The following is a 16,379-nucleotide window of genomic DNA, read 5'->3' on the forward strand; positions in this document are numbered from 1 at the left end:
AGGCGAACGGGTAAGTCGGCGCGGGCGCGACGCGCGCGCGGTGCGCGCCGATATCGTCGTAGGAAACGGCCGGTTCAGTCCGGCAGCCGCGCCATGATGACAATGTCTTCGTAGCGCCCGTCCAGGCAGCGGGCCTGGCGCTTGATGCCTTCCTCGACGAAGCCGCAGGACTGGTACAGCGCGCGGGCCACCGTGTTGCCCGCGTAGACCTCGAGCTCGACGCGCGTGAGTTGCAGCGTGGCGGCGGCGGCCAGGGTGGCGGTAAGCAGGGCCTTGCCGATGCCTTTGCCACGCCACTCCGGGTGAACGCCCATGCCGAGCACGCCGGTATGGGTGAAGCCCTGTTGGCTCAGGGGAACGATGTCGCACCAGCCCACGACCTCGCGTCCGACCAGCGCCACGAAGTGCGGATGGCGCGACGCGATGTTGTTCATCACGAAAGCGCGTGTCTGTTCCGACGGCGGCGCCTCCAGGAAGCTTAGATGCCGGCGTTCGCGCGCCACGGTGTCCAGTGCCCGCCGATAGCCGTCGATATGGGCGGGCGCGATGGGCAGGATGCTGTAGCGGGGCGGCGTGTTGTCGACGGGCGCGGACTGCGCGCCGGATTTGAGTTGCAGGCGTTTCATTGTCGCGTGAGCGTTGGAAGGCGGGACCGGGCGCAAGGCCATTGCCGGGATAGTACGCCGGCCGCGAGCGCGCACGCGCCTGTGCAGTGCAAGCGGATGAGGCTTTTTTCGAATCGATGCAGGGACCTGTCCGCCCTTGCCTTGACAAGCGTCGAGGCGCCCCACTATAGTCCATTCAACGATAAGCAAGTTCGTTTAGCGGAACAGTTCTGTTGGCCCGCGTGGGCTGTACAGACGCGCATAGACGGAGCATGCGGGGGCACTTCTTCGCGCCGGCAGGGGCAATCGGAAAAGCGCGGCATGACACGCGCGGGACACGGCATCGGCCAGGCGCGCGGACCGATGCATCGCACAGGAGACAGCGCAATGCACGCAACGCTTCCGGCACCCGCCGGATCGCCGCCGGACGCGGCGCCGCCGCAGGGCGGCACCGCCACCGTCGCCGAACAATGGGCGACCTTCCTTCACGACACCCGTTTCGGCGATTTGCCCGCGGATACCGTGGCGCGCGCCAAGTCGCGGCTGCTGGATGCCTTGGCGACGGCCGTTGCCGCGCGGGAGCTGCCCGTGCCGGCCGTGGCGCGCCGCTTCGTGCAGGCCAATCGCGGCCCGGCCACGGTTATCGGGTACGCCGGTCAACTGCCGGCCGTCGACGCCGCATTCGTCAACGCGACGCTGGTCAACGGCTGCACCCACGACGACTTCCTGGCGAAGTCGCACCCGGGCGCCGTCGCCATCCCGGCCGCGATGGCGCTGGGTGAAGCGCACGCCATGAGCGGCGCCGATCTGTTGACCGCCATCGTGCTGGGCTATGACATCGTGGCGCGCGCCTACATGGGAGCGCCCGGCATGTTGCCGGCGTTTCGCGGTACGGGCGTGGCCGGCGCGATCGGCGCGGCGGCGGCGGCGGGCAAGATGCTGGCGCTGGATGCGCCGCGCATGGTCAACGCGCTGGGATGCGCGGCCATGTTCGCATCCGGTTTCGGCGAGGGCTTTCGCGCCGGCACGATGGACGTCAAGCTGAATGTCGGATGGGCCGCCCGTACCGGCGTATCGGCGGCGGAACTGGCCGCGGCCGGCGCCACGGCATCGCCGCTGGCGTTCGAGGGGGAGTCGGGCTACTTCCGCGCTTTCGGCCGCACGGCGGATCATGCCGCGGAAGCCACGCGCGACCTCGGCCGGCGGTTCCTGATCGACGATGTGGTCTACAAGGAACGGCCGGTGTGCATCTTCGTGCAGACGCCCGTGCACCTGGCGCTGACCCTGCGCGCGCGCCACCGCTTCGATCCGGCGCATATCGAACGCGTGACCCTGCGCGCGCCGTGGCTGACCTTGACCAATCCCGGCTATACCAACGTGGCGCCGTACCAGACGCCGCTGAAGGCGCGCATCAGCGCGCGTTTCACGGTGGCCGCCGCGCTGCTGGGGCGCCCGGTGGACGAATACGCCTACTACGAAAACACCGCCGATGCCGAGGTGCTGGCGTTGTCGGACCGGATCGAATTGCTCGATCCCGCGACCGGCCAGGATGGCCGGGTCGATCTGGAAGTCGTCTGCGCCGGCGCGGCGCACGCGATTTCCGGGCTGGAGATGGACAGCCTGACGCCGACCACCGACAAGATCGTCGCCAAGTTCCGCCGCCTGACCGCGCCCCATATGCCGGCGCGGCAAGGCGATGCGCTGTTGCGCATGGTGCTGGCGCTGGAAGATGTGCCGGACATCGGGGCGCTGACCGCGCTGCTGCGTCCGGCCGAATGACCCAGGCTCCCGGCAACCGGGGGCCATCCATAACTATCAGGAGACAGATTCATGAAACTGGCCAGCCTCTTGGCGGCGGGCGCCGCCGCGCTTGCCGTCGGCACCGCCGCGCACGCCGCCTATCCGGACCGCCCCATCCACGTCATCGTGCCATTCCCGCCGGGCGGCTCCACCGACGTGGTCACGCGTATCGTCGTGGCCAAGGCGCAGGAGCTGCTGGGGCAGAACATCATCGTGGAGAATCGCGGCGGCGCGGGCAGCATCATCGGCTCCGACTATGTCGCCAAGGCAGCGCCGGATGGCTATACGCTGCTGGTGGGCCAGACCGCCTTCGCGGTGAACGCCTCGCTGCGCGAGAAGCTTCCCTACGATACCGTCAAGGATTTCACTCCCATCGCGCTGATGGCCGATCATCCGGGCGTATTCCTGGCGCAGTACACCAAGCCGTACAACACCTTCAAGGAATTCATCGCCTATACCAAGGCCCATCCCGGCAAGGTCGTGTATTCGTCCGCCGGCACCGGTAGCTGGCCGCATCTGGCCATGGCCATGCTGGCCAAGGACGCGGGCCTGCAAATGGTGCACGTGCCGTACCAGGGCACGGGACCGGCCAAGGCCGACCTGATCGCCGGCCGGGTGGACGTCAAGATCGAGGCCTATGCCACGTCGATGGGCATGGTCAAGGACGGCAAGCTGAAGGTCCTGGCCGTGACCAGCGCGCAGCGCGATCCCATGTTGCCCGACGTGCCCACCATCGCGGAACTGGGCTATCCCGGCTACGAGACGTCGTATTGGATCGGTCTGCTGGGACCGGCCAAATTGCCGCCCGATATCGCCGCCAAACTGGAAAAGGTCTTTATGCAGGCCGTGAACGACCCCGAGGTCAAGCAGAAGCTGGATGCGCAGACCATCCATCCGCACGCGCTGCCGGCCAAGGACCTGGAGGCGCTGATCCACAAGGAAATCGACAAGTGGGCGGCGGTGATCAAGGACAGCAACATCGACAAGCAATAAGGAATCCCGATGACCCGCATGCAGCAACAGCGCGACGCGTCCGCGGCGATTCCCGCCGCCATGGGCCGGTTCGCGGACTACGCCGCGGCCCGCCACGTTTCCGAACGCCTGGCCGTGGCGCCCGGCATCGACATCGCCTATGTGGTGGACGACTATACCGACGGCTGGCGCCATGCACCGGTGGTGATGCTGCTGCACGGCGTGGCGGAATCCGCGGAGGCCTTCCTGGGCTGGGTGCCCCAGCTGGCGCGGCGTTGCCGCGTCATCCGCGTGGACCTGCGCGGCCATGGGCTGTCCTCGCCGGTGGACGAGCACGACGTGCTGTCGATCGCCGACATGGCTGACGATATCGACGCCGTGGCGCGGCGGATCGGTGCGCCGGTGCATGTGGTCGGCGCCAAACTGGGCGCGCAGATCGGGCTGGAGCTGGCGCAACGCGCGGTGCCCTGGATGGCCTCGCTGACCCTGGCGGGCGTGCTGATTTCGCCGGGTGGCGCGTTGGGCAAATGGGTGGATGAATGGCTGGGCCTGATCGACCGGTCGGGCGTGGAAGGGTGGGCGCGCGCGACGATGCCCGGCCGCATGGGCACGGCGCTGGCGCCGGATGCCATGCAATGGTGGACCCGCTACATGGCCCTGGCCCCCACGGCAACCGTGAAGGCCTGCATCCGCATGTTTCCCCGCTTGGCCGAACCCGCGCGGCTGGAGTCCATCGCCTGTCCCACCCAGGTCGTGGTGGCGGTGCAGCCGGAAAAGCCGGGGGCCTACGACCAGCGCCAACCGGTCGCGGAAGTACGCCGCTGGCAGACCCGTATTCCGGGATCGGAACTGGTGGAGCTGCAGGCCGATTCCTATCACATCGCCGCCACGCACCCCGACGCGTGCGCGGCCATCGCTCTACGTTTCATAGAAAGGATTTCATCATGATGGGATGGCGCGGCCGCATCGGCTTTCTGGTTCCTCCGGGCAATCCGACCGTGGAGCCCGAGATGCAGCAACTGGTGCCCAGGGGCGTGTCCCTGCACTTCACGCGCATGGTGGCCCACGGGCTGACCGGCGCGCACGCGGGACAGGAAGACCGCAATCGCACGCAGATCGCGCACATCCCGGAGAACGTCGAACTGCTGGCCATGGTCAAGCCCGGCGTCATCGTCATGGCGCATACCGCCACCAGCTATACGCTGGGCCGGCAGGGCGAGGCCGATCTGGTCGCGCGCATGGAGAAGCAGTATGGCATCCCGTTCATTACCGCCTTCGGCAGCGTGCTGGCGGCGTTCAAACACCTGGGAATCGAGCGCGTGGCCTATGCCACGCCCTATAACGCGGAAACGACGCTGCAGGGCAAGGCGCACCTGGAGTCCTGCGGCATGAACGTGGTCGCCCACGGCATCTTGCCGGGTGTGGTGAACATCTACGACGAAACGCCGGAGCGCGCATACGCCCTGGGCAGGCAGGTGGACCACCCCGACGCGCAGGCGCTGTTCCTGAGCGGTGTCGGCATGCCCACGGTGGATGCCATCAACCTATTGGAACGCGACCTGGGCAAGCCGGTGATCTCCAGCGCGACGGCGATGATGTGGAATGCGCTGCGTGTCATCGGCGTGCGCGATACGGCGCCCGATGGCGGCGCGCTGCTGGGCGCGGCAAGCGTGGCGGCCAAACGGCCTTGAGGGGCCTTGACAGGCCTTTGACAGCCCGGTCTTGACAGGCCCGTCCTTGTGGCCTTAACTCGATCGGTCCGCTTTTCCTTTTCTTCCTTCCGGCGCGAGCCGCTGCAAACAGGATACCGGCATGGTGCTCTACTTGAACGAGTCGGACGTGCGTCAACTGCTGACGATGTCCAGGGCGGTCGACGAAGTCGAACGCGCGTTTTCCGCGCATGGCCGCGGCCAGGCTTTCGATGTGCCGCGCCGCCGCACGCGCCAGCCCGGCGGCCATCTGCACATCCTGCAGGCGGCCGCGCCGGAGATCGGCTACATCGGCTACAAGGCCTATTACAACCGGCCCGGCAAGCCGCTGAATACCCTGCTGCACATGATGAACTACGAGCAGGGCAATACCGAAGCCATCATCGAATCCGACTGGCTGGGACGCATACGTACCGGGGCGGCGACGGGCGTGGCGGCACGCTACCTGGCGCGCCAGGACGCGCGCATCCTGGGCCTGTTCGGCTACGGCCGCCACGCGCGCACGCAGCTGGAAGCCGTGTGCGCCGTGCGGGATATCGCCGAAGTCAAGGTATTCGGCCGCAACGAAGACGGCGTGCGCGCCTTCTGCGAAGAAATGTCCCAGCGTGTCTCGGCCCGCGTGCGTCCGGCGCAATCGCGCGAGGAAGCGGTGCGCGGCTCGGACATCATCGTCACCATGACGCGCGCGTCCGAACCTTTGTTCGACGGACGCTGGCTGGAGCCCGGGCAGTTCGTGGCGGCGACGGGATCCAACGCCCTGGACCGGCGCGAGATCGATACGGAAACCGTGCGGCGCGCCGACCTGATCGTCGTGGATTCGCGCGAGGTCGCGCAAGGCGAATGCGGCGACCTGCTGCCTGCCTACGAAAACGGCCTGATCTATTGGGAGAACCTGGCCGATATGGGCGGTGTCGTCGCCGGCCGCTGGCCCGGCCGTACCTCGGATGCGCAGATCACATTGTTCGAGTCGCACGGCATGGCGGTGCAGGACCTGTACGCGGGCGCCGCGATATTGGCCGCCGCGCGCGAACGCGGCATGGGCACATCCCTGCCCATGGGGCCGTCCGGACCCTGACCCGGCACGGTCGGGGACTGATGCGTTCCACGCATCAATTAACCGAATATTTGCGCTTTACCGGATAAGCGCGCTTGCGCATCATGCTCGCCGTGCCGCCTGTACGAGGCGGCGCTTCTGCTTTGATTGGGACGAGATGAGCCATGACCGCGCAAGCACAAGATAAAACCCTCTTCACCGAGGCGGAACTGACGGACCTGGGAACCCGCGCCTTCGTCGGCCTGGGGCTGCCCGAAGCGGATGCCGCCGAGGTGGCGCGCATCCTGGTGCTGGCGGACCTGTTCGGCCTGTCCACGCACGGCCTGAGCCGCATCGAATCGTATGGCGACCGTCTGCAAGTGCAGGGCATCAATGCACGCGCCCGCGTGACCACGCAGGCCGTCGCGCCGGCCCTGCGCCTGGTGGACGGCGACAATGGAGTGGGGCCGCTGGTGGGCATGCACGCGCTGCGCGCCGCGATGGAGGCGGCCGAATCCTGCGGGGTAGGGGTGGCGTTCGCGCGCGGCAGCAACCATTTCGGTCCGATCTCGCCATACGGCCTGATCGCCGCGCAGGCCGGCTACGCCAGCATCATCGGCAGCAATGCCACCACCACCATCGCGCCATGGGGCGGCAGCGACGCCCGCCTGGGCAACAGCCCCCTGGGCTTCGGCGTGCCGAATCCGGGCGGCGATCCTTTCCTGCTGGACATGGCGATGAGCGTCGTGGCGCGCGCCAAGATCCGCAATGCGCTCAAGCGTGGCGAGTCCATACCGGACACCTGGGCCACCGACGCGGGCGGCCGTCCCACCACCGACCCCAAGGCGGCCCTGGATGGCTTCCTGCTGCCCATCGGCGGCCACAAGGGCTACGGCCTGGCCTTGCTGGTGGACATGTTCGCCGGCGTGCTGTCCAACGCGGCCTACCTGACGCACGTGAAGTCCTGGGTGGACGCACCGGACGAGCCGCAGAACCTGGGGCATTTCTTCATTCTGATCGATACCCGCCGCCTGGGGTCCACCCAGTGGCTGACCGACCGGATGAACGATTTCGCCGCCATCCTGCACGACAGCCCGCCTACCGATCCGGGGCAGCCCGTCATCGTTCCCGGCGAGATCGAGCTGCGCCGGATGGCGCGCCAGCGCCGGGAAGGTATCGCACTGGACGCCGCCACGGTGGCGCTGCTGCGCCAGCACGCCGCCAAGGCGCCGGCCTGATGGCGCCACGTCAGTAACCGTCAATACGCCGGCCTGAGACCGGCGGCGGGCGGGCTGTAGCGGATTCGTCGTCCGCCGGCCCGTGCCGCCATGAAAAGGAGAAGACACATGCGTAAAACCCTGGGATGCCTGGCCTTGTTCGCGCTTGCGTGGGTCAGTGCCGGCGCGCGCGCCGATACCTACCCGAGCAAGCCCATCCGCGTCATCGTGCCCTATGTCGCGGGCGGCGCGGCCGACATCACCGCGCGCGTCATGGCGCAGAAGATGTCCATGAGCATGGGCGTCGCGCTGGTGGTCGAGAACAAGCCCGGCGCCAACGGCATGATAGGCACCGACTTCGTCGCCAAGGCCGCGCCGGACGGCTATACGCTGCTGCTCGACGCCAGCGGGCCGCTGGTGGTGAATCCTTCCTTGTATGCGCGCAAGACGCCCTACGATCCGCTGAAAGACTTCGCGCCCATATCGCAGATCGCCAGCTACCAGTACGTGCTGGTCGTCCCGCAAAAATCCACCATCCGCAGCCTGGACGACCTGGTCGCGCAGGCACGCGCGCATCCGGGACAACTGAGCTACGGTTCCGCCGGCGTGGGCGCGGGCGGCCATCTGGCCGGCGAGCTGCTGGCCTTGATGACGCATACGCAGATGGTGCATGTGCCGTACAAGGGCAACGCGCAGGCCCTGACCGACGTGTTGAGCGGGCAGTTGTCCTTCACCTTCGATACCGTGGTGACATCGGTGCCGCAGATCCAGGCCGGCCGGCTGCGGCCTTACGCGGTATCGGGACCGCATCGCGCCGCTGTCCTGCCCGATATCCCCACCATGGAAGAGTTGGGCTATAAAGGCTTTTCGATCACCCAGTTCCAGGGACTGCTGGCGCCGGCGGGTACCGATCCGCGGATCGTCGCCCGCCTGCACGACGAAGTCGTCAAGGCGTCGCGCGATCCCGACGTGGTGCGCAAGCTGGTCACCGAAGGCGGCAACGATATGGTGGCCGGCACGCCGGAGGAATTCGCCGCGCAGATCCGGTCCGACCTGGAGCTCTATCGCAAGCTGATCCAGGAAGCCAACATACCCAAACAATGACACGCCGGCACGGAGCGCATGACATGTACCAACTCGATGTCCTGATCAACGGCTATCCCGGGCGCAGCCTGTTCCACGGCAGCCTGGGCTGGAGCACCACCACGCTTTTGCGCGGCGAAGGCCGCAATATCCTCGTGGACGTAGGGGCTTTCGGCGCGCGCCATCTGCTGAAGAAGCAGTTGACCGAACTGCGCATGAACGCCGCCGATATCACCGACGTGGTGTTGACGCACGCCCACTACGATCATTCGGTCAACTTCACCCTGTTTCCCAATGCCACGGTGTGGATCGGCGACCGCGAGCTGGAATGGGCCGCGGCGCAGCCGCCCGGCTTCGATCCGCTGCCGGAGCTGTACGTGCGCGAGCTCACGGTGTCGCCGCGGGTGCGGCGCATCGCCGACGGCGAACGGTTCCTGCCGGGCTTCACCGCCATCGTCGCGCCGGGCCATACGCCAGGCCATCTGCTGTTCACCGTGTCCGGCGCGGCGCAGCCGCTGCTGTTCACCGGCGATGCCGCGAAAAACCGTGCCGAGCTTCTCAGCATGACGGTCAACGATACCTACGACATGCCGACCAGCCGCGCGACGCTGGAGCTGATCTGGGCGACCTGGCGGCGGCAGCCGGATACCTTGCTGATTCCCGGACACGATCTGTGCATGCGGCTGGACGACAAGGGCGAGCCCGTCTATGTCGGCGAGCGGCGCGCCGCCATGAATGCCTGGTTCGGCGAAAACCTGGAACCGACCGTTATCGATCTATGCTGCGGCGGCGAGACGGCCCGCTACAGCGCCTGATCCCGATGCCCGCGCCCCCGCGCCGGCTTCCTACACGAGAGACTCGACATGTCGCTTGATCCGCAAGTCCTTGCCAAATTCATTCCCACCGGCCGCCTGCGCGCGTCCATCAACGTCGGCAATCCCATCCTGGCGCGCCGCGACGACGGCCCGGGCGGTGCGGCCGGCGTGTCCGTCGACCTGGCGCGCGCCTTCGCCAAGCGCCTGGGCGTGGAGCTGGAACTGGTGGTCTTCGATAGCGCCGGCAAATCGGTAGACGCGGTGACGGCCGAGCAGGCGGACATCGGCTTTTTCGCCATCGATCCGGTGCGCGGCGCCGGTATCAATTTCACCGACGCCTATGTGCTTATCGAAGGCGCCTACCTGGTGCGCGAAGACTCGCCGCTGCGCGAGCGCGCGGAGGTAGACCGTCCCGGCATCCGCGTCACGGTGGGCAAAGGCAGCGCGTATGACCTGTACCTGACGCGCGAACTGAAGCAGGCTGAAATCGTGCGCGCGCCCACGTCGCCGGCGGTGGTCGATTTCTTCGTTGCCGAAAAGACCGAGGTCGCGGCCGGCGTGAAGCAGCAGCTGGAAGCCGATATGCAGCGCGTCCCGGGGCTGCGCCTGCTGCCGGGCAGCTTCATGGTGATCCGCCAGGCGATGGGCATGCCCAAGGGCCGTGGCGATGCCGCGGCCAATGAACTGCGCGCCTTCGTCGAGGAAATGAAAGCCAGCGGTTTCGTGGCCGAGGCCCTGAAGCGCCACCGCATCGAAGGCGCCGCCGTGGCTCCCGCCGCGGCCTGAAGATCGCGCGCCCGCGATGTACGTACGGCCGGCGGGACGCCGATCCCGCCGGCGTTCGCCTAGCGCCGCGGCGCGGGCGCTTGCACCACCTGCGCGATGAAGGCATCCAGCGCCGGATTGTCGTGCCGCTCGCGCCACGCGAGGTACATCTCGGCGTAAAGCTTGTTGCGCGCCAGTGGCAGGAACGATACCCCGTCCAGGCGCAGTTCGCGCGCCGAGCCGGGCACCAGCCCGACGCCCAGCCCCGCGCGCACCAATCCCAGCAAGGTATGCGTCTGGCCGGCGTGCTGGACATAGTCCGGCTCGACGCCGGCCGCGCCCAGCGCGGCGGCAATCCGCTCGTAGAAATACTTGCCCTCGCTGGGCGCGTAGGCAACGAAGGGCTGGCGATGCAGGCTGCGCAGCGGCACGGCCTCGTACGCCAGCAGCGGCGAGTGGCGCGGGACCGCCAGCACCATGGGTTCGCGCTCGATCAGGCGATGCGCCAGGCCGTCCTGCCGGGGCAGGTGGCGCGCCAGCATGGCGTCCAGTTCGCCAGCCACCAGCAGCCGGCCCAGGTCCGTGGAGACGCGCTCGCGCAATTCGATGTCGACGTCGGGCAGCAGTTTGCGCGCTTTCATGACCCAGTCCGGCATCAGGCGGTAGGCCGCCACCGCGGTGAATCCCAGCGTGATATGCCCGGCCTCGCCGCCGGAGGCGCGGCGTGCGCTGGATGCCGCGCGCGCCGAATACGCCAGCAGATGGCGCGCGTCGCGCAGGAAGCGTTGGCCCGCGGAGGTCAGGTTGACCACGCGGCTGCTGCGTTCCAGCAGCATCACGCCAAGCGCCTGCTCCAGCAGCCGGATCTGCCGGCTGAGCGGCGGCTGGGTCATGCACAGGCGCGCGGCGGCACGGCCGAAATGCAGCTCTTCCGCGACGGCGACGAAACACTCGAGTTGGCGCAGGTCCATCGATATAAGAATTGTATTGATCCTTGCTATTTATAGCTTGATCGCGCGGATAGCGGAAATCGTCCCTATACTCCAGGCCTCGACCACGCATCGGCCCGCGGTCCTTCATCCGGAAGGCAGGCCTGGCGGGACGTACCGGCGCAGACCGGATGCCCTCCAGGTACGGCACGCCATGGGCGCCAGCCCGGGCGCGCTGCCCGCGTCGCCGTGCGCATCGACGAGGAGACGACAATGAAGACCCATCCCATGGCGCGCCTGCGTGCGCGCTTGCTGACGGCCGCCTTCGCGCTGACCGCGATCCTGCCGGGTGCCGGCCGTGCCGCCGACGATTTTCCCTCCCGTCCCATCAGCCTGATCGTGCCGTTTTCGCCGGGCGGGGGCACGGATATTTCGGCGCGCCTGCTGGCCTCGGCACTGGGCCAGCACATGAATGCTTCCGTGGTGGTGGACAACCGGCCGGGCGCGGGCGGGCAGATCGCCGCCGACCTGGTGGCACGCGCGGCGCCGGACGGCTACACGCTGCTGTTCGCCAATTCCGGCATGCTGGCGATCAATCCCTGGCTGTACAAGCTGCACAGCGATCCGGCCAAGGCCTTCGTTCCCGTGTCGATGTTTTCCGATTTGCCCTTCGTCCTGGTGGTGCCGACCGCGCTGCAGGCCAAGTCCGTCGGGGAACTCGTCGCGATGGCCCGGTCGCAGCCAGGCGCGCATACCTTTGCCAGTTCGGGTACCGGCGGCGCGCCTCACCTGGCAGGAGAAATTTTCCAGCAGGCCACCGGTGTGCAGCTGACCCACGTGCCCTACAAGGGCGGCGGACCGGCCATGACGGATCTGATGGCCGGCCGCGTCGACATGCTGTTCGCATCGGTGCTGGAGACGGTCACGTATGTGAATGCCGGCAAACTGCGCGCGCTGGCGGTGACCGGCCCGGCGCGATCGCCGGTCATGCCGGACGTTCCCACGCTGGACGAAGCGGGCGTGCACAATGCGCAGACGGGCTCATGGACCGCCGTGCTGGCGCCCGCGGGGACGCCGCAGGCCATCGTGGATAAACTGTCGCTGGCCATACGCCAGGTGGCCGCCTTGCCGGACGTCAAGGAAAAGCTGGTCTCGCAAGGCGCGGTGCCGCACGGTTCCACGCCCCAGGAACTGGCCGAGCTTGCCGCTCGCGAACGCGCGCGCTATGGCGATATCATCAAACAACGCAATCTGCACGTCGATTAGGAACCTGCGAGGCCGGGGCCGATCCGCGGCAATGCTTCACGGCGCCATCCCTACCATGCACACCGATACCCACGACACCGAACTCCTGATGGCCGGCCCCTTGCTGCCGCAGCTCATGGCCCGCATCGAGGCGAAGTACCGCGTGCACCGCTGGTGGGAAATCGCCGACCGCGCCGCCTTCCTGGCCCGGCACGGGTCCTCCATACGGGGCATCGCCACCAGCGGCCGCTACGGCGCGACCGGCGAAATGATCCGGTCCTTGCCGGCCCTGGAGGTGATCGTCAGCTTCGGCGTGGGCGTGGATCCCATCGATATGGAGGCGGCGCGCGAACGCGATGTCGTCGTGGCCAACACGCCCGGCGTGCTGGACGATTGTGTCGCCGATACGGCGCTGGCGCTGATGCTGGCCGTCTCGAGGCGCATCTGCGAACTGGACCGCTTCGTGCGCGCCGGCCGCTGGAAGAACGAAACCCCGCCCCTGGGGCGCAAGCTCGGCGGCCGCCGCTGCGGCATCCTGGGGCTGGGCAATATCGGCCGGCAGATCGCGCGGCGCGCCGAAGCCTTCGGGATGGACATCGCCTATCACAACCGGTCGCCGCGCGGCGACGTGCCGGCGCATTACCGCTATTGCGCGGACGTGCATGCGCTGGCGCGGGAAAGCGACATCCTGGTGTTGTCGCTGCCCGGGGGCGGTGCGACGCGCGGCCTCATCGACGAAGGCGTCATCGATGCCTTGGGCGCGCAGGGCATCCTGGTCAACGTGTCGCGCGGCAGCGTGGTGGACCAGGAGGCGCTGGTCCGCGCTCTGCGCGAAGGCCGGCTGGCCGGCGCGGGACTGGATGTCTTCGAAAACGAACCGGAGGTGCCGGCGGAGCTCTGCGCCATGGAGCAGGTCGTGCTGTCGCCGCATATCGGCAGCAGCACGGTCGAAACGCGGCAGGCCATGGCCGACCTGGTCTTCTCCAACCTGGAAGGATGGTTCGAACAGCGCCGGGTGCTGACGCCCGTGGCCTGAGTCAGGCCGACGCGTTGCTGCGGGCTTCTCCCAGCATGGCATCCGCGATACGCGCCGCCGTGCTGACAGAGTCCGTCAGGCCCAGGTGGCCGTGTCCCGTGGCCAGCCATAAGCCGGCCCGCCCCTGGACTTCGCCGATCACCGGCACCGAATCCGGCATGCACGGCCGATGCCCCATCCACTGAGTGGGGGCTGCCTCGCCGATGCCTTCGAAGGTCTCGCGCGCGATGTGCTCCAGCATTTGCGCGCGCCGCGGGTCCGGCGCGCGCGACAGCCCGGCGATTTCCACCGTCCCGCCCACACGCAGCCCTTCCTCCATCGGCGTCACGAACACTTTGCGGTCCGCCAGGACCACCGTGCGCGAGACCGTTGCCGACGCTCCCTGGAATTGCACGTGGTAGCCGCGCTGGCTTTCCAGCTGTAGCGGCACGCCCAGGGGCCGCAGCAGCCGGGGCGTCCAGGCGCCGGCGGCGACGACGACGTGCCGGAAATCGCGGCGCGCGCCATCGACCGTCACGGCCCAGCCCGCGCCGGAGCGTTCCGGCGTGGCCGCTTGTCCGCGCAGCAGCTCGCCGCCGCGCGCGACATAGGCGCGCGCGACCGCTTGCACGTAGCGGAAGGGATTCAGGATCGTGACGTGGTCGGCCAGGAACATGCCGATGCGGTAGCGCGCGCCGACCGCGGGTTCGAGGCTCAGGATGCCCTGGCGGTCCAGCCGTTCGAACCGGTAACCGTACTGTTCGCGCAGGCGCCAGCCGCCGGCATCCTTTGCCAGCGCCGCCTCATCGGGATAAAGGTGCAGGTGGCCGCGCTGCAGCACGAGCTCCGGCACGCCGATCTCGCGCGCCAGCGCCAGATGGCGCTGCGCCGCGTCCGCGTGCAGGGCGGCCAGCCGCCGTGCCGCGTCGGCGACGGCCTCGGCCCGCGAGGCGGCGACGAATCGCAGCAGCCAGGGCAGGGCGCGCGGAAGATAGGCCAACGACAGGCGCAGCGGGCTTTTGGGATCCAACAGCATGCCGGGCACGGTTTTCAGGATACCGGGCATGGCCAGCGGCGCCACGGAACCCGAGCTGATCGCGCCGGAATTGCCATAGCTGCATCCGCTGCCCGGTTCGGCGGGGTCGATCAACGTTACCTGGGCGCCGCGCCGCTGCAGCGTATACGCCGTGACGGCGCCCACCACGCCGGCGCCAATGACGGCGACCCGCATGCCGGCGCGTGTACTTCCCGCGCCGTCATAGATTCCACTTGTGTCGCGCATCGTGCAGACCCTAGGCGTCCTCGTTGCCAATGACATAGCGGATGAAGCCGCTATGCGGGGTGTATTTGTCGTAGAGGCCGCGCGCGCGGTAATTGTTTTCCTTGGTCTGCCAGTACAGCCGCGACCATTTGCGCGCCTTCATTTCGTCGACCAGCCAGTCGATCAACTGCCGGCCCACGCCGTTGGCGCGCGCCTCCGGATCGACGAACAGGTCCTGCAGATAGCACACCGGGGCCAGCGTCGACGTGTTCTCGTGCAGCAGGTAATTCGCGATCCCGATGACCGCGCCGGTATCGTCTTCGGCAACGATGGCATACACCGGCGAGTGCGGATCCAGGATGCGCGACCAGGTATGGCGGGTGATGGCGGCGTCGGGTTCGCGTTCATAGAAACGCGTGTAGCTGTCCCACAGGATGCGCCAGCGCGCTTCGTCCCGGGGCTCGATCGGTCGGATGTGTGTTTTGGGCATGGCCGGCAACGGGTGGGGTCGCGCGCGGCCGGCGTGGCCGCCCTAGCGCGGGAACAGCTGATCGTACACGTCGCCGGCCAGGGCCTGCAATTCCGGCGCGGGCAGATCGCCATTCAGGGCATAGCCATAGCCGTTCTCTACCCAGTAGAAGGCCGTGCCGCTGGCGGACTGGACGGAGCGGAAAGCGGTTTCCCGCGGCGCCACGCCATCGGGAAAGACGGCGACATACAGCGTCATCCGGCGGCAGCGGCCGTCCTCGTACATGAACTGCGCGCGCGCCAGCGCATTCGCCGCCGTGCCGCCGGCGGGAGGGGTGCCCGGCATGACGGAGGACGCGGACGCCCGCGTCGCGCCTTGCGCCGCGGGCTCTCCGGGCAACAGCCGGCCGCCCAGCAAACGAAAACCGCGATCCTGCAGCGCCGGCGCCGCCAGCGGCCGGCCCAGCCGGCGGCTCAGCCATTGCACCAGATGCGCTTCTTCCTGCGCGCCGACTTCGACCGGATGGCGCACCTCCGGGGAATAGACCGCGTAGGCGGCCGTGGCATCGCGCACGAACTGCGGCGGCGCGGACGCGACGGCGGTGCCCGGCGTGCCGGGCAGGCGCTGCCATGCCTGCATGCCGGTGGCGCCCGCCGCGACCAGCAGGACGGCGGCGGCCGCCTGGGTCCAGGGGTTCCAGCGACGACGCCGGTGGCGCAGCACCGTTTCGGCCAAGGCCGCGGGCGTTGGGCCGGGATCGATCTCGCGGCCCAGCCGCCGCAGCGCGAAACGCTGGGCATGCCAATGCGCCACCCGCACCGCTGCGTCGGGGTGGCGCTGGAGATGCCGCAGAACGGCCGGCATGCGCGCCGCATCCAGCTGGCCGTCGACGAAGGCATGCAGCTCGTCGTCGGAAACAAGGGCGTCGCTTTCCATCATCGCTTCACCAGGTGCAGGGGAGTGGGCGTGGCCGCATCGTCCGGGCCGGCCATGGCGACGCGCACGGCTTCGCGCGCGCGATGCAGCCGGGACATGACGGTGCCCGTGGGAATCTGCAGGATTTCCGCCGCCTCGGCGTAGGTGTATTCCTCCACGGTCACCAGCAACAGCACCGTGCGCAGGGTAGGGGTCAGGCGCGCCAGCGCGCGCTCCAGGTCCAGCATGTCCGGCGCGTGGGCCATGGGCTCGTGCGCCAGATCGGGATGGTCGTCCCAGTTGTCGTGATTGTCGTCATGGCGCCAGTCGCGGACCCGGTTCAGATACAGGTTGTGCATCAGGGTCATCAGCCACGCGCGCAGCGCGGTGCCGGGCTTCCATAGCGACCACTTGGCACAGGCGCGTTCCAGCGTATCCTGGACCAGGTCGTCCGCGCTGGCCGCATCGCCCGCCAACAGGCGGGCATAGCGGCGCAGCGACGGAATATGGCTGAGGATCTGCTCCACGCCGGGCGCCTGCGCCATG

The 16,379-nt window shown here is 68.3% G+C and carries 17 protein-coding genes; 11 read left to right on the forward strand and 6 right to left on the reverse strand.

The window, feature by feature from the left end; genetic code table 11:
* Positions 1-74: 74 nt before the first annotated feature.
* Positions 75-626: a GNAT family N-acetyltransferase gene (locus CAL28_RS07340; protein ID WP_094840831.1), complete on the reverse strand. Its 552-nt coding sequence runs from the start codon at positions 624-626 to the stop codon at positions 75-77.
* A 366-nt stretch (positions 627-992) separates the two neighbouring features.
* Between CAL28_RS07340 and CAL28_RS07345 the strand changes: the two genes are divergently transcribed.
* The 9 genes from CAL28_RS07345 (at position 993) to CAL28_RS07385 (ending at position 10,020) form a co-directional block, all read left to right on the forward strand.
* Positions 993-2,384: an MmgE/PrpD family protein gene (locus tag CAL28_RS07345; RefSeq protein WP_176463913.1), complete on the forward strand. Its 1,392-nt coding sequence runs from the start codon at positions 993-995 to the stop codon at positions 2,382-2,384.
* A gap of 51 nt (positions 2,385-2,435) precedes the next feature.
* Positions 2,436-3,398 carry a Bug family tripartite tricarboxylate transporter substrate binding protein gene (locus CAL28_RS07350; protein WP_094840787.1) on the forward strand — a complete coding sequence of 321 codons (963 nt, stop codon included), beginning with the start codon at positions 2,436-2,438 and terminating at the stop codon, positions 3,396-3,398.
* A 9-nt stretch (positions 3,399-3,407) separates the two neighbouring features.
* A complete protein-coding gene (locus CAL28_RS07355; RefSeq protein ID WP_094840788.1) occupies positions 3,408-4,325 on the forward strand; it encodes an alpha/beta fold hydrolase in 918 nt (305 codons plus the stop codon).
* Positions 4,322-5,068 carry a maleate cis-trans isomerase family protein gene (locus CAL28_RS07360; protein ID WP_094840789.1) on the forward strand — a complete coding sequence of 249 codons (747 nt, stop codon included), beginning with the start codon at positions 4,322-4,324 and terminating at the stop codon, positions 5,066-5,068. The genes CAL28_RS07355 and CAL28_RS07360 overlap by 4 nt, the downstream gene beginning before the upstream one ends.
* A 121-nt stretch (positions 5,069-5,189) precedes the next feature.
* The gene (locus CAL28_RS07365) at positions 5,190-6,161 is read left to right on the forward strand and encodes an ornithine cyclodeaminase family protein (protein ID WP_094840790.1); all 972 of its coding nucleotides are present in this window, start codon (positions 5,190-5,192) and stop codon (positions 6,159-6,161) included.
* A 143-nt stretch (positions 6,162-6,304) separates the two neighbouring features.
* Entirely contained in the window at positions 6,305-7,357 is a 1,053-nt protein-coding gene (locus CAL28_RS07370; protein ID WP_094840791.1) for an Ldh family oxidoreductase, read from the forward strand.
* Positions 7,358-7,465: 108 nt separating this feature from the next.
* Positions 7,466-8,440, forward strand: a complete 975-nt coding sequence (locus CAL28_RS07375) for a Bug family tripartite tricarboxylate transporter substrate binding protein (protein WP_094840792.1) — start codon at positions 7,466-7,468, stop codon at positions 8,438-8,440.
* Positions 8,441-8,463: 23 nt separating this feature from the next.
* On the forward strand, positions 8,464-9,234 hold the full coding sequence (locus CAL28_RS07380; RefSeq protein WP_094840793.1) for an MBL fold metallo-hydrolase: 771 nt from the start codon (positions 8,464-8,466) through the stop codon (positions 9,232-9,234).
* 48 nt (positions 9,235-9,282) lie between these two features.
* Entirely contained in the window at positions 9,283-10,020 is a 738-nt protein-coding gene (locus CAL28_RS07385; protein ID WP_094840794.1) for an ABC transporter substrate-binding protein, read from the forward strand.
* A gap of 59 nt (positions 10,021-10,079) precedes the next feature.
* Here the strand turns inward: CAL28_RS07385 and CAL28_RS07390 are convergent, their stop codons facing one another.
* The gene (locus tag CAL28_RS07390) at positions 10,080-10,970 is read right to left on the reverse strand and encodes a LysR family transcriptional regulator (RefSeq protein ID WP_094840795.1); all 891 of its coding nucleotides are present in this window, start codon (positions 10,968-10,970) and stop codon (positions 10,080-10,082) included.
* Between the two features lie 231 nt (positions 10,971-11,201).
* Between CAL28_RS07390 and CAL28_RS07395 the strand changes: the two genes are divergently transcribed.
* Both CAL28_RS07395 and CAL28_RS07400 read left to right on the forward strand, forming a co-directional pair.
* Positions 11,202-12,194 carry a Bug family tripartite tricarboxylate transporter substrate binding protein gene (locus CAL28_RS07395; RefSeq protein WP_094840796.1) on the forward strand — a complete coding sequence of 331 codons (993 nt, stop codon included), beginning with the start codon at positions 11,202-11,204 and terminating at the stop codon, positions 12,192-12,194.
* Between the two features lie 55 nt (positions 12,195-12,249).
* Complete coding sequence (locus tag CAL28_RS07400; protein ID WP_094840832.1) at positions 12,250-13,209, forward strand: 2-hydroxyacid dehydrogenase; 960 nt, start codon at positions 12,250-12,252, stop codon at positions 13,207-13,209.
* 1 nt (position 13,210) lies between these two features.
* Here CAL28_RS07400 and CAL28_RS07405 read toward each other — a convergent pair whose 3' ends face one another.
* Genes CAL28_RS07405 through CAL28_RS07420 form a run of 4 tightly spaced genes read right to left on the reverse strand, consistent with a single transcriptional unit; the run spans position 13,211 to position 16,378 of the window.
* Positions 13,211-14,470 (reverse strand): NAD(P)/FAD-dependent oxidoreductase, encoded by a 1,260-nt coding sequence (locus CAL28_RS07405; RefSeq protein WP_176463914.1) that lies wholly within the window; start codon positions 14,468-14,470, stop codon positions 13,211-13,213.
* 10 nt (positions 14,471-14,480) lie between these two features.
* On the reverse strand, positions 14,481-14,939 hold the full coding sequence (locus CAL28_RS07410; protein ID WP_094840798.1) for a GNAT family N-acetyltransferase: 459 nt from the start codon (positions 14,937-14,939) through the stop codon (positions 14,481-14,483).
* Between the two features lie 42 nt (positions 14,940-14,981).
* Complete coding sequence (locus CAL28_RS07415) at positions 14,982-15,857, reverse strand: anti-sigma factor family protein (RefSeq protein WP_254926038.1); 876 nt, start codon at positions 15,855-15,857, stop codon at positions 14,982-14,984.
* A complete protein-coding gene (locus tag CAL28_RS07420) occupies positions 15,854-16,378 on the reverse strand; it encodes an RNA polymerase sigma factor (protein WP_094840800.1) in 525 nt (174 codons plus the stop codon). Before CAL28_RS07420 ends, CAL28_RS07415 begins: the two co-directional genes overlap by 4 nt.
* Between the last annotated feature and the right edge of the window lies 1 nt (position 16,379).

The sequence above is a fragment of the Bordetella genomosp. 11 genome (assembly GCF_002261215.1).
Classification (GTDB): domain Bacteria; phylum Pseudomonadota; class Gammaproteobacteria; order Burkholderiales; family Burkholderiaceae_B; genus Bordetella_C.